The 13698-nt window shown below is 32.0% G+C and carries 11 protein-coding genes; 6 read left to right on the top strand and 5 right to left on the bottom strand.

All coding sequences use genetic code 11. The features are described 5' to 3' along the window. Positions 1-105: 105 nt before the first annotated feature. Positions 106-2949: an aminomethyl-transferring glycine dehydrogenase gene (gcvP, locus tag ACIQ2I_RS02290; protein ID WP_396180820.1), complete on the bottom strand. Its 2844-nt coding sequence runs from the start codon at positions 2947-2949 to the stop codon at positions 106-108. Positions 2950-3384: 435 nt separating this feature from the next. Here gcvP and ACIQ2I_RS02285 point away from each other — a divergent pair, with 435 nt between their 5' ends. Beyond that, positions 3385-3861 carry a hypothetical protein gene (locus tag ACIQ2I_RS02285; RefSeq protein ID WP_396180819.1) on the top strand — a complete coding sequence of 159 codons (477 nt, stop codon included), beginning with the start codon at positions 3385-3387 and terminating at the stop codon, positions 3859-3861. Here the strand turns inward: ACIQ2I_RS02285 and ACIQ2I_RS02280 are convergent. The 4 genes from ACIQ2I_RS02280 to ACIQ2I_RS02265 all read right to left on the bottom strand — a co-directional run bounded on the left by ACIQ2I_RS02280 (position 3858) and on the right by ACIQ2I_RS02265 (position 8659). Next, positions 3858-5882 carry a M3 family metallopeptidase gene (locus ACIQ2I_RS02280; protein ID WP_396180818.1) on the bottom strand — a complete coding sequence of 675 codons (2025 nt, stop codon included), beginning with the start codon at positions 5880-5882 and terminating at the stop codon, positions 3858-3860. The genes ACIQ2I_RS02285 and ACIQ2I_RS02280 overlap by 4 nt on opposite strands. Positions 5883-6120: 238 nt before the next feature. After that, a complete protein-coding gene (gene purE / locus ACIQ2I_RS02275; RefSeq protein WP_396180817.1) occupies positions 6121-6606 on the bottom strand; it encodes a 5-(carboxyamino)imidazole ribonucleotide mutase in 486 nt (161 codons plus the stop codon). A 289-nt stretch (positions 6607-6895) separates the two neighbouring features. Further along, positions 6896-8047: a 5-(carboxyamino)imidazole ribonucleotide synthase gene (locus ACIQ2I_RS02270; protein ID WP_396180816.1), complete on the bottom strand. Its 1152-nt coding sequence runs from the start codon at positions 8045-8047 to the stop codon at positions 6896-6898. Positions 8048-8107: 60 nt separating this feature from the next. After that, positions 8108-8659 (bottom strand): hypothetical protein, encoded by a 552-nt coding sequence (locus ACIQ2I_RS02265; RefSeq protein WP_396180815.1) that lies wholly within the window; start codon positions 8657-8659, stop codon positions 8108-8110. 81 nt (positions 8660-8740) lie between these two features. Here ACIQ2I_RS02265 and ACIQ2I_RS02260 point away from each other — a divergent pair, with 81 nt between their 5' ends. The 5 genes from ACIQ2I_RS02260 to ACIQ2I_RS02240 form a co-directional block, all read left to right on the top strand. After that, positions 8741-9313 carry an adenylate kinase gene (locus ACIQ2I_RS02260; protein ID WP_396180814.1) on the top strand — a complete coding sequence of 191 codons (573 nt, stop codon included), beginning with the start codon at positions 8741-8743 and terminating at the stop codon, positions 9311-9313. A gap of 31 nt (positions 9314-9344) precedes the next feature. Next, positions 9345-10619: a hemolysin family protein gene (locus ACIQ2I_RS02255; RefSeq protein ID WP_396180813.1), complete on the top strand. Its 1275-nt coding sequence runs from the start codon at positions 9345-9347 to the stop codon at positions 10617-10619. A 95-nt stretch (positions 10620-10714) separates the two neighbouring features. After that, positions 10715-11716 (top strand): GTPase ObgE, encoded by a 1002-nt coding sequence (gene obgE, locus ACIQ2I_RS02250; protein WP_396180812.1) that lies wholly within the window; start codon positions 10715-10717, stop codon positions 11714-11716. 51 nt (positions 11717-11767) lie between these two features. Beyond that, on the top strand, positions 11768-13087 hold the full coding sequence (locus tag ACIQ2I_RS02245) for a zinc-dependent metalloprotease (RefSeq protein ID WP_396180811.1): 1320 nt from the start codon (positions 11768-11770) through the stop codon (positions 13085-13087). A gap of 189 nt (positions 13088-13276) precedes the next feature. Then, on the top strand, positions 13277-13698 hold a 422-nt coding region (locus tag ACIQ2I_RS02240; RefSeq protein ID WP_396180810.1), incomplete at its 3' end, for a S46 family peptidase.

The raw sequence follows: 13698 nt of genomic DNA, 5'->3' as shown, positions 1-13698 counted from the left end.
TTAGTTAAATAACTTAACAAAAAAACCTCAAATTCACAAAATCGTAATTTGAGATTCTTAAGTTATATACTATGTCTATCGTAAATCTAAAATCGTATATAAATATTACATATACGCCTCTATTGGCGCACACGAACAAACTAAGTTTCTGTCGCCATAGGCTTCATCAACTCTACGAACCGTTGGCCAAAATTTATTATCAGCAATATATTCTAATGGAAATGCTGCTGCTTCTCTAGTGTAAGGGAATACCCATTCATCTGAAGTAACCATGGCTAAAGTGTGGGGTGCATTTTTTAAAATATTTTGAGTATCTTCTTTTGTGGAAGCATTTATTTCTTTACGAATGGCAATCATAGCATCACAAAAACGATCTAATTCTGCTAAATCTTCCGATTCAGTTGGTTCAATCATTAAAGTCCCTGCTACCGGGAAAGAAACAGTAGGCGCATGGAAACCATAATCCATTAAACGTTTGGCAATATCAGTAACTTTTATGCCATTATCTTCAAAAGCTCGACAATCTAATATCATTTCATGAGCCGCTCTTCCCATTTCTCCAGAGTATAAAATTGGAAAATGTGCTTCTAAACGCGCTTTCATGTAATTGGCATTCAATATAGCGTGTTTTGTAGCATTTGTTAAACCTTCGGCGCCTAACATACAAATATATCCATAAGAAATTAAACAAACTAAAGCCGAACCATATGGAGCTGCAGAAATAGCTGTAATGGCTTGGTCACCACCCACTTTAACAATTGGGTTAGATGGTAAAAAAGGCACTAATTTATCGTTAACACAGATTGGTCCAACACCAGGTCCGCCACCACCATGAGGGATAGCAAACGTTTTGTGTAGGTTTAAGTGACAAACATCGGCGCCAATTGTAGCTGGATTAGTTAAACCAACTTGTGCATTCATATTTGCACCATCCATATAAACCAAACCACCATTTTCATGAATTAGGTTTGTAATTTCAATAATGGAACTTTCAAAAACTCCGTGAGTAGAAGGATACGTTACCATTAAAGCAGCTAAATTTTCAGCATGCAAAATAGCTTTCTCTCTTAAATCTTCAATATCAATATTTCCTTCAGGAGTTGTTTTTGTTACAATAATATCCATTCCAGCCATTGCTGCTGAAGCAGGATTGGTTCCGTGTGCCGATGATGGAATTAAACAAACCGTTCTGTGTTTATCACCGCGTGATAAATGGTACGCACGAATGGTCATTAAACCTGCATATTCGCCTTGCGCACCAGAATTAGGTTGTAATGTTGTGCCTGTAAAACCAGTTACTTCATTTAATTGCAATTCCAATTTTTTAAGCATGGTTAAATAACCTTCCACTTGGTCTAATGGTGCGAATGGATGAATATTGTTCCAATTTCCCATAGATAATGGCAACATTTCGGCAGCTGCGTTTAATTTCATGGTACAAGAACCAAGTGAAATCATCGAGTGATTTAAAGCTAAATCTTTACGTTCTAATTTTTTGATATATCGCATCAACTGACTTTCAGAATGATTGTTATTAAAAACATCGTGTTGTAAGAAAGTTGATTTTCTAATTAAATTTTCTGATATTACGGTAGTTTCTACTAATTCTGTAATAGGTTCAAATGTTTTTTCTTTGGCTTCAGCGAAAATAGCTACAACCTGATTAATATCTGAAATTGAAGTAGTTTCATTAAATGAAATAGAAATGGTATCGGCATCAATATAGTAGAAGTTTACTTTATGTCTTTCTGCAATAGCTTTCACTTTTGCAGCATCTGCTTTTACATTTATGGTATCAAAATACGAAGTATTTGTTTGATAAACACCAATTTTGTTTAAAGCTTCTACAGCCGTGTTTGCTGAGTTATGTACTTTTTTGGCAATGTAATTTAACCCTTTTGGTCCGTGATAAACCGCATACATTCCCGCCATAACGGCTAATAAAACCTGAGCGGTACAGATATTTGAAGTTGCTTTTTCACGTTTAATATGTTGTTCACGTGTTCCTAAAGCCATACGTAAGGCACGGTTTCCGTTTACATCAATTGAAACACCAATAATCCTACCTGGCATCGAGCGTTTGTATTCGTCTTTTGTTGCGAAAAAAGCAGCATGAGGTCCGCCATAACCCATTGGAATTCCAAATCTTTGCGAAGTACCAACTACCACAGCAGCACCCATTTCTCCTGGAGATTTTAATTTCACTAAAGATAAAATATCGGCAGCCACAGCTACTTTAATTTCATTTTCTGCAGCTTTTGCTATGAATGCAGTATAGTCATAAACTTGTCCGAATTTCCCGGGATATTGAAGAATTGCTCCATAAAAGTCTGCAGAAAAATCAAAAGCTTCATGATTTCCAACTACCAATTCAATGTTGAGTGGCGTTGAACGAGTTTGTAAAACAGATAATGTTTGTGGTAAAATTTCTTCTGAAACAAAGAATTTAGAAACGTTGTTTTTCTTTTGATCTCTTGTGCGTACATCAAACAATAAAGCCATTGCTTCGGCTGCAGCTGTAGATTCGTCTAATAAAGAAGCATTTGCAATTTCCATTCCAGTTAATTCAATAACGGTAGTTTGGTAATTTAAAATAGCTTCTAAACGTCCTTGAGCAATTTCCGCTTGATAAGGTGTGTAAGCGGTGTACCAACCTGGGTTTTCAAAAACGTTTCTTTGAATTACAGCAGGAACAATTGCTGGATGGTAACCTAAGCCAATATATGATTTGAAAACTTTATTTTTTTTACCTAATTCTTGAATATGATTTAAATATTCATATTCGGTCATAGGTTTTTCCAGATTTAGTTCGTTTTTTAAACGAATATCTGTAGGAATAGTCTCGAAAATTAATTGATCTACCGAATCTACTCCAATAGTTTTTAACATGTGGTTTAGGTCGTTTTCTCCTGTTCCAATGTGTCTTAAAGCAAAAGCATCTGTTTTCATTTATATATAAAAATAGGTTGTGTTTAAATTTGATACAAAAGTAATTATTAATCTGTTAAAAATAATCGCTTTTTTGTTGATTTTTTTCGATTTTTATCAACTAATCTAGCTTGTTATTAACACTTTGATTATTTTTGTTGAATGATAGTATTTAAGAAATTATTTGATTTTTATATCAAAAGCAGTTTGCATGTTGCCTTTGCTATTTTTTCATTTGTTAAAGTAATTGCACTAACGTTAAACATTTATTCAAACTTGTTTTTAGAGATTGCTATTTTTTCTGGAAGTGTATTGGGTTATACTATTTTAAAACACATTGAATTTTGGAAATCAGACAAGTTCTCATTTCACAAAAATATATCCGTTTTAGGAGTTACAATAGTTGCATTTTTGACTTTTGTGTTTTGCTTTTTTCACCTGAAATTTAGTTTTCAAATGGCATTTTTTCAGATCTTTTTTTTGGTAGTATTGTATCCGTTTTTACGAAAATATTGGTTTTTAAAAATAGCGGTTGTGAGTTTTTGTGTCACATATGTGGTAAGTTATATTCCGACATTAGACACAAAAATATTGTTTTTTTCTGGTACGATTTTACAAGTAAAATTATTTTTTCTTATTTGCGCTTTACTTATTCCATTTGAAATTTATGACTCGCAAAACGATTTGAAAACCTTACAAACCATTCCACAAAAATTTGGGGTTAAAAAAGCAAAATATTTTGGATACTTATTTTTAGTTGTTTTTTGTATGCTTAGTGTACTGTTACGTTTTGCTTTTCTTGATATTGTAATTGCAGTTATTAGTGGTTTTTTTATTCGCTTTTCTTCTACAAAAAACTCAAAATATTACACCAGTTTTTGGGTAGAAAGTATTCCAATTTTATGGTGGCTATTAGTTTGGATTACTTACTAAATCAACCCAGCTCTTTTTAATAAAGCATCCGCTTTAGGTTCTTGACCTCTGAAATTTTTGTATAGGGTCATTGGATGTTCCGTTCCACCTTTTGATAAAACATTATCTTTAAATTTGGTTGCGACTTTTTTATTAAAAATCCCTTTTTCTTGGAAATAGGCAAACGCATCGGCATCTAAAACTTCTGCCCATTTATAACTGTAATATCCAGCAGAATAGCCCCCTTGAAAAATATGTGAAAAGGAAACACTCATGCAGTTTTCAGCCACGTCTGGAAATAATGACGTGTCGCCCATAGCTTGTTTTTCAAATGCTTTTATGTTATCAATTTGTTGGTTTTTTCCATGATATTCCATGTCTAATAAGCCAAAACTCAATTGTCGTAAGGTGGACATTCCTTCTAAGAAACTTGCCGATTCTTTAATTTTTTCCACATATTCTTGTGGGATAATTTCGCCCGTTTCGTAATGTTTTGCAAATAATGCCAACGCTTCAGGTTCGTAACACCAGTTTTCCATTACTTGAGACGGTAATTCTACAAAATCCCAAAATACGGAAGTTCCCGAAAGGCTAGGGTAAGTGGTATTGGCCAGCATACCGTGCAATCCGTGTCCGAATTCATGGAATAATGTGGTGACTTCATTAAAAGTTAATAAAGAGGGTTTTGTAGCAGTTGGCGGAGTAAAATTGCACACATTTGAAACGTGAGGTCTTTCATTAATTCCTTCCTTACTATATTGTGGTTTAAAAGATGTCATCCATGCGCCATTTCGTTTGCCTTTTCTTGGGAAGAAATCGGTGTAAAAAATCGCAACTAAGTTTTTATTTTCATCTAAAACTTCAAAAGTTTGTACATCGGAATGGTATTTGTCTATATCAAAAACTTCGTTAAATGTAATTCCGAATAGTTTTTCTGCAATGGTAAACGCTCCGTTTAAAACGTTTTCTAGTTTAAAATAAGGTTTTAAAACTTCATCATCCAAATTAAATAATTTTTGTTTCAATTTTTCTGAATAATAAGCGCTATCCCATTTTTCTAATTGTTCAATTCCGTCTAATTCTTTTGCAAATGCAGCTAATTGCTCAAATTCTTTTTTTGCAGCTGGATTGGCTTTTTCTAAAATATCATTTAAAAAAGTCAAAACTTTTGTTGGATTTTGAGCCATTCGTTCTTCTAAAACAAAATGTGCATGCGTTTCGTATCCTAACAAATTGGCACGCTCATGACGAAGCGCGACAATTTTTTTAGTAATTTCTTCGTTATTGTATTCGTTATTTTGAAAGGCTTTTTTTCCAAAAGAAATGGCCATTTCTTTTCTTAGTTCTCTATTTTCAATATAGGTTAAAAAAGGCATGTAACTTGGAAAATCAAGAGTAAATATCCAACCTGATTCGTTTTTTGATTTGGCTAAATCGGCAGCAGCTTCTTTGGCACCATCTGGTAAACCTTTTAAATCGGCTTCTTTAGTAACATGTAATTGAAAATTATTGGTTTCTGCTAATGTATTTTCACCAAAAGTTAATTGCAATTGCGCCAATTCAGTATCGATTTCTCGCAAACGTATTTTTTTATCATTTGAAAGTAACGCTCCATTTCGAGTAAAACCTTTGTACTTTTTTTCTAATAATGTAGCTTGTTCTGTTGTTAAATTTATATTGTTTTTATTTTCATAAACGTATTTTACTTTTTTAAACAAATCTTCGTTTAAAGCAATATCGTTTCCAAATTCTGTTAGTAATGGCGTAACTTCTTGTGCGATTTTTTGCATTTCATCCGAAGTTTCTGCCGAATTTAAATTAAAGAAAATACTTGATAAGCGATCTAATGCTTCACCAGAATACTCTAATGCTTCAATTGTATTTTTAAAAGTAGCTGGATCTGAAGAATTAATAATTTCGTCAATTTCAATTCGTGTTTTTTCGATGTTCTCAACAAATGCTGTGTAATAATCTCCTAAATTTATATGAGAAAACGGAGCTGAATTGTGTTTTGTGTTAAATTTTTTGTTTAAAACCGACATATATTTATTTTTTTGTAGTATTTGATATTATTTATGAGCGTATAAAGGAGTGTCTTAAGATTTTTTTAAAAAATATTTCAAAAAAATCCGACAAAATACTTTTTTTACCGATAAAATGTGTATATTTGTAAATGAAATAAGTTTAAGCAAACCGCCTTTTTTACCCTAAATAGAATTTTTTTATAGTTGTCACTTAATTGTGAATAGTTTTTAGACCCTGATTTATATCGGGGTTTTTTTATTTTTTCAAGTTTTCAGATGCCTTTAAAACGGTATCACGCAAACCCTCTTTATATAAAATAATTTTATCTAAGACACATTTATCAGAAATTCCAATAATTTGAGCGGCTAAAATTCCTGCATTTTTTGCGCCATTTAAAGCTACCGTTGCCACAGGAACTCCTCCCGGCATTTGTAAAATAGATAAAACAGAATCCCATCCATCAATTGAATTACTTGATTTTACAGGAACACCAATTACTGGAAGCGGACTCATAGCCGCCACCATTCCAGGCAAATGCGCCGCACCGCCAGCTCCAGCTATAATTACTGAAATACCTCGAGTGTGTGCGTTTTTACTAAAATCGAATAATTTTTCGGGTGTTCGGTGTGCCGAAACAATATCTACTTCGGTTTCAATATCAAATCCGTTTAAAATGTCTATGGCGTCTTGCATAATTGGCATATCCGAAATGCTTCCCATTATAATGGCTACTTTACTCATTTATGTTGTTTTTAGTTTGTTGTTTGTAGTTGAATAAAACTATTACAATAAAACATATTATAAAATTATAAATTAAATGTGTTTTTGTTGTTCCGTATTGTAATTCAAAATTTACTTGAATTTGGTAATAATATTTAAAAGGGAATCCAAGTTCAAAATTTGGAAAAGTATGATTCACTTTATTTTTAATTACTGAAATGATTAATGATAAAAATGATACTACACAAAATAGAATTGAGGAATAAAAAACAAGATTTAAAATTCTTTTTATCATTTTCTAATTTTCTAATTAACTAATTACCCTAATTGAATTCTTCACTTCTTCAGCAATTTTCCTGGCTGCAGACATGTCTTGGTTTACTATGGTTACATGACCCATTTTTCTGAATGGTCGTGTTTCTTTTTTACCATAAATATGTGGCGTCACACCATCAATTGCCATTATTTTTTCAATGTTTTCATAAATAACGGGTCCAGAATACCCTTCTTCACCCACCAAATTTACCATAATTCCTGCAACTTTACTAGCTGTATTTCCTAAAGGTAAATTTAATACTGAGCGCAAATGATTTTCAAATTGCGATGTATAACTGGCTTCTATAGTGTGATGTCCTGAATTATGTGGTCTTGGTGCAACTTCGTTTACTAAAATACCGTCATTTTCGGTTTGGAACATTTCTACCGCTAATAAACCTACATGATTAAAAGCTTGTGAAACTTGTAAAGCCGTTTTTATAGCTAATTCTGCTACTTTTTCATCAATTCTTGCGGGACAAATTACATATTCTACCTGATTGGCTTCTGGATGAAATTCCATTTCTACTACAGGATAGGTTTTTACATCGCCCTTTTTATTTCTGGCAACTATTACTGCTAACTCATTTTTAAAAGGCACCATTTCTTCAGCAATACATTCAACTTCAGGTAAATGTTGTAAATCCATTGTAGATCGACAAATTTTCACGCCATTGCCATCGTATCCAAATTGAGCACATTTCCAAACAAAAGGAAATTCTAATTCGTCTTTATCTAATGCTATTTTTAAATAATTTAAATCTACAAAACGTTGGTATTTTGATGTTGGAATATTGTTTTCTACATAAAAATCTTTCTGTTTTCCTTTGTTTTGAATCAATCGCAACGTTTTTGGTGACGGAAAAACAAGATGTCCTTCTTCTTCTAATTTTGCTAAAGCGTCCAAATTTACGTTTTCAATTTCAATAGTTATGGTATCACACATTTTACCAAATTGGTACACGGTTTCATAATCTAACAAACTTCCTATAATAAATTTATTTGCTCCAAATTGCGCTGGGGCATCTTTACTTGGGTCTAAAACAAAAGTAGTGATATCAAATTTCCGGGTTTCTGTCAAAAGCATTTTGCCTAATTGACCGCCACCTAAAATCCCTAATTTAAAATCTGAAGAAAAATAATTCATTTGTTGTTATTGTTGTGATTGCGCAAAGATACTAATTTGAATTTGTTTAGCAATTAGCATTTATTTTAGTTTTTCTAATATTTCTTTTGCGGCAGCTCGATACGCAGCAGATTGTTTGAAAAAGTCTTGTGAAAGTATGGTTTTTAGTTCTTCGTTAACCCATGGATGCTTTTTACTTAATTGATACAAAGTTCTCATGGAATATACTTTCGCAGCTACTTTTTCTTCCTGAATTAACCAATCTAAACACGATTCAATAATTTTTATTTCTTGGTTTTCGGAAAGTTTTATAGTTTTCGATTTGGATAAAAACAGACAAATTTTAGAAATAGGTCTAATGGCAGAATCGGCTTTATACTTACTTATTCTTGCTAAGAAATCATCTAAAAATGGAACAATTAGCTCTAGTTTGATTTCGAAAATTAATTCTAAAGACCAACACGCTTTTATATGAATTTTATCTTTTTCGTTCCAACTAATTTTTATTAATTCCGATAATTTTTCTGGGTGTTGCAATATAAAATCACGAATAAACTCTCGACTTATTCGATGCGCAGTACTTTCCGATAGCAGTTTATAAAATGCTTGATCCATGGATGTAAAAATAATCATTTTTTAAAAAAACTCATAATAATGATTTTTTTATGTTTAATAGTTTGTAAATTTGTCGTTTATTTTAACTTTAACAACATAATGATTAATATTGTTTTATTTGGAAAACCAGGCGCTGGAAAAGGAACACAAGCAGAATTTTTAAAAGAAAAATATAGTTTAACACATTTATCTACGGGAGATATTTTTAGATTTAATATCAAAAACGAAACTGAATTAGGTCTTTTAGCAAAAACGTTCATGGATAAAGGCGATTTGGTTCCAGATTCAGTTACCATTCAAATGTTACAAAGTGAAGTAGAAAAAAACAGTCATTCAAGAGGGTTTTTATTTGATGGATTTCCAAGAACAATTGCGCAAGCAGAAGCTTTAGATGTTTTTTTAACATCTAATAATGAAGCAATTACTGCCACAATAGCTTTAGAAGCAGACGATGAAATTTTAGTAAAACGTTTATTAGAAAGAGGAAAAACATCCGGTAGGCCTGATGATCAAGATGAAGAAAAAATCAGAAATAGGTACCAAGAATATAACGAAAAAACGGCACCATTAATGTCTTATTACGATGCTCAAGGTAAGTTTTTTACCATAAATGGTATTGGTACAATTGAAGAAATCACAGAACGATTAAGTACAATAATCGATAAATTATAAATAAATTGCATTTAATTCAACTATATAAAAATTGGAAATAGTCATAATATTCTTGTTGATACTGCTCAATGGAATTTTCTCCATGTCAGAGATCGCACTCATATCAGCAAGAAAAAACAGGTTAGAAACCGCTGCCAAAAAAGGCAATACGAGTGCAAAAACAGCATTAGATTTAGCCAATTCACCAAACAAATTTTTGTCAACGGTTCAAATTGGTATCACCTTAATTGGTATTTTAACTGGTATTTATTCTGGTGATAAAATTACAACCGATGTTGAGACATTTTTTGCCACTTATTCTTTTACTTTTCCTTATGCACATTCTTTAGCAGTTGGAGTTGTTGTAGTTATTTTAACTTTTTTCTCCCTAGTTTTCGGCGAATTATTACCAAAAAGAATTGGACTTAATTACCCCGAAACCATTGCTAAGTCTGTTGCAGTACCCATGAAAGTAATGTCTATTATTACGGCACCATTTATTTGGTTATTAACTACATCAACAGATTTTATTTTAAAAATATTTAAAATTAAGCCAACAGCAGATGGTAAGGTGACCGAAGAAGAAATCAAAGCTATTATTAAAGAAGGTACAGAGGTTGGAGAAGTTCAAGAAATTGAGCAAGATATTGTGGAGCGTGTGTTTCATATTGGAGATAGAAAAGTAAACTCTTTAATGACACACAGAAAAAGCATTGTTTATTTAGCTTTAGATGAAAGTTATGAAGAATTAAAAGCTAAAATCTTAGATGAATTGCATTCTGTATATCCTGTTTGTAATGAAAATTTAGATGAAGTTATTGGAGTAGTTTTATTAAAAGATTTATTTGCAAATATTGAAAAAGGCGATTTCGATTTACAGAAAATCATGATTGATCCTGTTTATTTTATTGAACACACATCGGCATATAAAGCATTAGAAAATTTTAAAAAGTCTAAAATTCATTATGCTTTAGTTACTGATGAATATGGCGTTTTTCAGGGAATTATTACATTAAATGATATTTTAGAAGCCTTAGTAGGTGATGCCGCTGATTTTTCAGATGAAGAATACCAATTGCTTTCAAGAGAAGACGGGTCTTGGTTAGTGGATGGACAATATTCGTTACATGATTTTATGACGTATTTCGATTTAGATGATATGCTAAATGATTATGAAGTTACTACTGTTAGTGGATTGATTATTACAGAATTAGGTAGTATTCCAAAACAAGGCGAAAAACTAATATGGAATAAATTAGAATTTGAAGTAATGGATATGGATGGCGTTAAAATTGATAAAATATTAATTAAAGCATTAACGGAATAAATCTACACGAATAATTCAGACTTTTAAAAACTGAAAAATATAATATTTTAGAATAGTTTCAGTTGTTTAATAACTGAAAACTAAAAAACAAGAAAATGACTGAAGGAAATTTCGTAGACTACGTAAAAATATATGTTGCATCGGGTAAAGGAGGGAAGGGTTCTTCTCACTTACACAGAGAAAAATTTATTGAAAAAGGTGGTCCAGATGGTGGAGACGGTGGTCGTGGTGGTCATGTGATTATTAAAGGCAGTAAAAATTTATGGACCTTGTTTCATTTGAAATTTTTACGACATGTAAAATCCGGACATGGTGGAGATGGTGGAAGTAGCAGAAGTACAGGCCATGATGGAGAAGATAAATTTATAGAAGTGCCATTAGGTACAGTAATAAAAGATAAAGAAACTGGCGAAATTTTATTTGAAATTACCGATGATGGAGAAACTAAAATTTTAGCTCGAGGTGGTAAAGGAGGTTTGGGTAACTGGAATTTTAGAAGTTCAACTAATCAAACGCCTCGTTATGCGCAACCTGGAATTCCTGGTGAAGAAGTAGATGTTATTTTAGAGTTAAAAGTGCTTGCTGATGTTGGCTTGGTTGGCTTTCCAAATGCTGGAAAATCGACTTTATTATCTGTTTTAACGTCAGCTAAACCTAAAATTGCCGATTACGCATTTACCACATTAAAGCCCAATTTAGGAATTGTAGCTTACAGAGATTTTCAATCATTTGTAATTGCAGATATTCCTGGGATTATTGAAGGCGCAGCTGAAGGTAAAGGTTTAGGGCATTATTTTTTAAGACATATTGAAAGAAATTCTACTTTGTTGTTTTTAGTTCCTGCTGATGCTGCTGATATTAAGAAAGAATATGAAATTCTTTTAGACGAATTAAGACGTTACAATCCAGAAATGTTAGATAAAGACAGATTGTTGGTAATTTCTAAATGCGACATGTTAGACGACGAGTTACAAAAAGAAATGAAACAACAATTAGATAAAGAACTAAAAGGACTTGATTACCTATTTATTTCTTCAGTAGCCCAACAAGGTTTAACTGAATTGAAAGATAAATTGTGGAAAATGTTGAATATTTAGCATTTATTCAATTTTTTTTATATTTTTGAAACTTAATAATAAAATATTCAAATGAAAACAAAATTACTTTTATTACTTTTTGTTGTTTCCATAAGTTTTGGTCAACAAAGAACCTGCGGAACTGACGCATACATGGAAAAAATGTTGTCTAATCCAGAGATGAAACAACAGTATTTAGATCTGCAAAAACAATTCGAAAGCGAATTAGAGAGACTAACAAACGCCCAACAAAATAGAAATGGTAACGCTACATTTAGCACCAATGCTACAATTAGAATACCTGTGGCTATTCACTATCCATCTGTTGTAAATTCAAGTTCAGCAACCGTAAAAAATTGCTTGCGATTATTGGCTCAAAAACAGATAGCCATATTAAACGCAGATTATAATGCCACCAATTCTGATGTTTCACTTTATTCAGGTTATTCATCCTTATTTCCAGGAACATTTGTTGGAAGTATGGATGTTTCATGGGAAATTGCCACCCAAAATCATCCATCTAGTTCAGGTTTAATAGATGGAACGTTAGCCGTTACTTTTGGTACTAATTTTTTGTCTAATGCTGATAGTGATTCTGAATGGGCAGGGTATTGTAATTTAGTTGTTAGAAATATAAGTGGAGGTATTTTAGGGTATTCTCCGTTAGGAGGTTATCCAAATGCTGGAATGACAGTTGTTATTGACAATAATGCATTTGGTGCTACAATGACGGGTTCTCCAACAAGTTGTTCTGGATATGTTCCAGGTGCTCCATATAATTTGGGTAGAACTTTAACCCATGAGTTAGGACACTTCTTTAATTTAAATCACACTTTTCAAGGATGTGATGGAGCAAATTGTGCAACAAGTGGTGATAGAGTTTGTGATACTCCTCCAGCTGATCAACCACGTTACGATTGTAATGATCCTGAAAACCCACCAGCGCCGGGACCAGTGCCGGGTGGTGGAGTAAATCCGCCTCTTACTACTTGTGGCTTTACTCAATTAACCATGAACTATATGGATTACGTTCAGGATTCATGTATGTATATGTTTACAGTTGGGCAGGCTACTAGAATGAAGGCTTGGTATAATTTTATATCTGGGCAGTTACAAACGAATGTTTTAGCAAATAATGATTTTGTAAATAATAATTTTTCTATCTCACCAAATCCTAATAAAGGTATTTTTTCCATTCAATTGACTGAAGTTACAGATAATTACACGGTTATAATTATTGATGCTTTAGGTAGAGAAATTTTTAATGGAGAATACAATCAAACAACTGATTTGGCGCAAAATATTCAATTAGACAATGCCTTAAGTGGTATGTATTTTGTGACTATTCTAAGCAAAGGTGCACAAATTACAAAAAAAATAATTATACAATAAATACTAATTTTTTTACATATAAAAAGCGTTCTAACTTAGGACGCTTTTTTTATAACTAAAAGTTAAAATTTTCTTAACAACTTTTATTGATTAGTGATTTTTTAGATTTTTTTTAAAAAATAAAGTATATTAGCATCACAAAAAACAAATCATTTTATTAAACCCATAAAGATTTTAAATTATCAAATTATGAAAAAAATTATTTTATCCTTAGTTGCTGGAATTATGCTGATGCCAATGAGTGTTAAAGCAGATGAAGGAATGTGGTTTTTAATGTTCATTGAACGTTTAAATCACCGCGATATGCAAAAAATGGGATTGCAATTAACCCCACAAGAAATTTACAGCATTAACAACCACAGTTTAAAAGATGCTATTGTGCAGTTTAACGGGGGTTGCACTGCTGAATTAATTTCAAAAGATGGTTTGGTATTAACCAATCACCACTGTGGTTATGATGCGATTGCAGAATTATCTTCAGCTGAAAAAAATTATTTAAAAGACGGATACTGGGCAGCAAACAGAAAAGAAGAATTAAAACCTTCTAGTTTATTTGTACGTTTCTTTGTTCGTATGGACGATTGTTCAAAAAGAATTTTATCAGTTGTAAC

The organism is Flavobacterium sp. (genome assembly GCF_044368995.1).
Taxonomy (GTDB): Bacteria; Bacteroidota; Bacteroidia; order Flavobacteriales; family Flavobacteriaceae; genus Flavobacterium.
Note: the sequence above shows the minus strand (reverse complement) of the source record. Positions and strands in the feature narration are given on the sequence as shown.

Coding starts and splice junctions, on each gene's coding strand:
- ACIQ2I_RS02265 (WP_396180815.1), bottom strand. CDS start 8,659: ATGATTATTTTTACATCCATGGATCAAGCATTTTATAAACTGCTATCG.
- ACIQ2I_RS02245 (WP_396180811.1), top strand. CDS start 11,768: ATGAAAACAAAATTACTTTTATTACTTTTTGTTGTTTCCATAAGTTTT.
- ACIQ2I_RS02285 (WP_396180819.1), top strand. CDS start 3,385: ATGGCATTTTTTCAGATCTTTTTTTTGGTAGTATTGTATCCGTTTTTA.
- ACIQ2I_RS02280 (WP_396180818.1), bottom strand. CDS start 5,882: ATGTCGGTTTTAAACAAAAAATTTAACACAAAACACAATTCAGCTCCG.
- obgE (WP_396180812.1), top strand. CDS start 10,715: ATGACTGAAGGAAATTTCGTAGACTACGTAAAAATATATGTTGCATCG.
- ACIQ2I_RS02270 (WP_396180816.1), bottom strand. CDS start 8,047: ATGAATTATTTTTCTTCAGATTTTAAATTAGGGATTTTAGGTGGCGGT.
- purE (WP_396180817.1), bottom strand. CDS start 6,606: ATGAGTAAAGTAGCCATTATAATGGGAAGCATTTCGGATATGCCAATT.
- ACIQ2I_RS02260 (WP_396180814.1), top strand. CDS start 8,741: ATGATTAATATTGTTTTATTTGGAAAACCAGGCGCTGGAAAAGGAACA.
- gcvP (WP_396180820.1), bottom strand. CDS start 2,949: ATGAAAACAGATGCTTTTGCTTTAAGACACATTGGAACAGGAGAAAAC.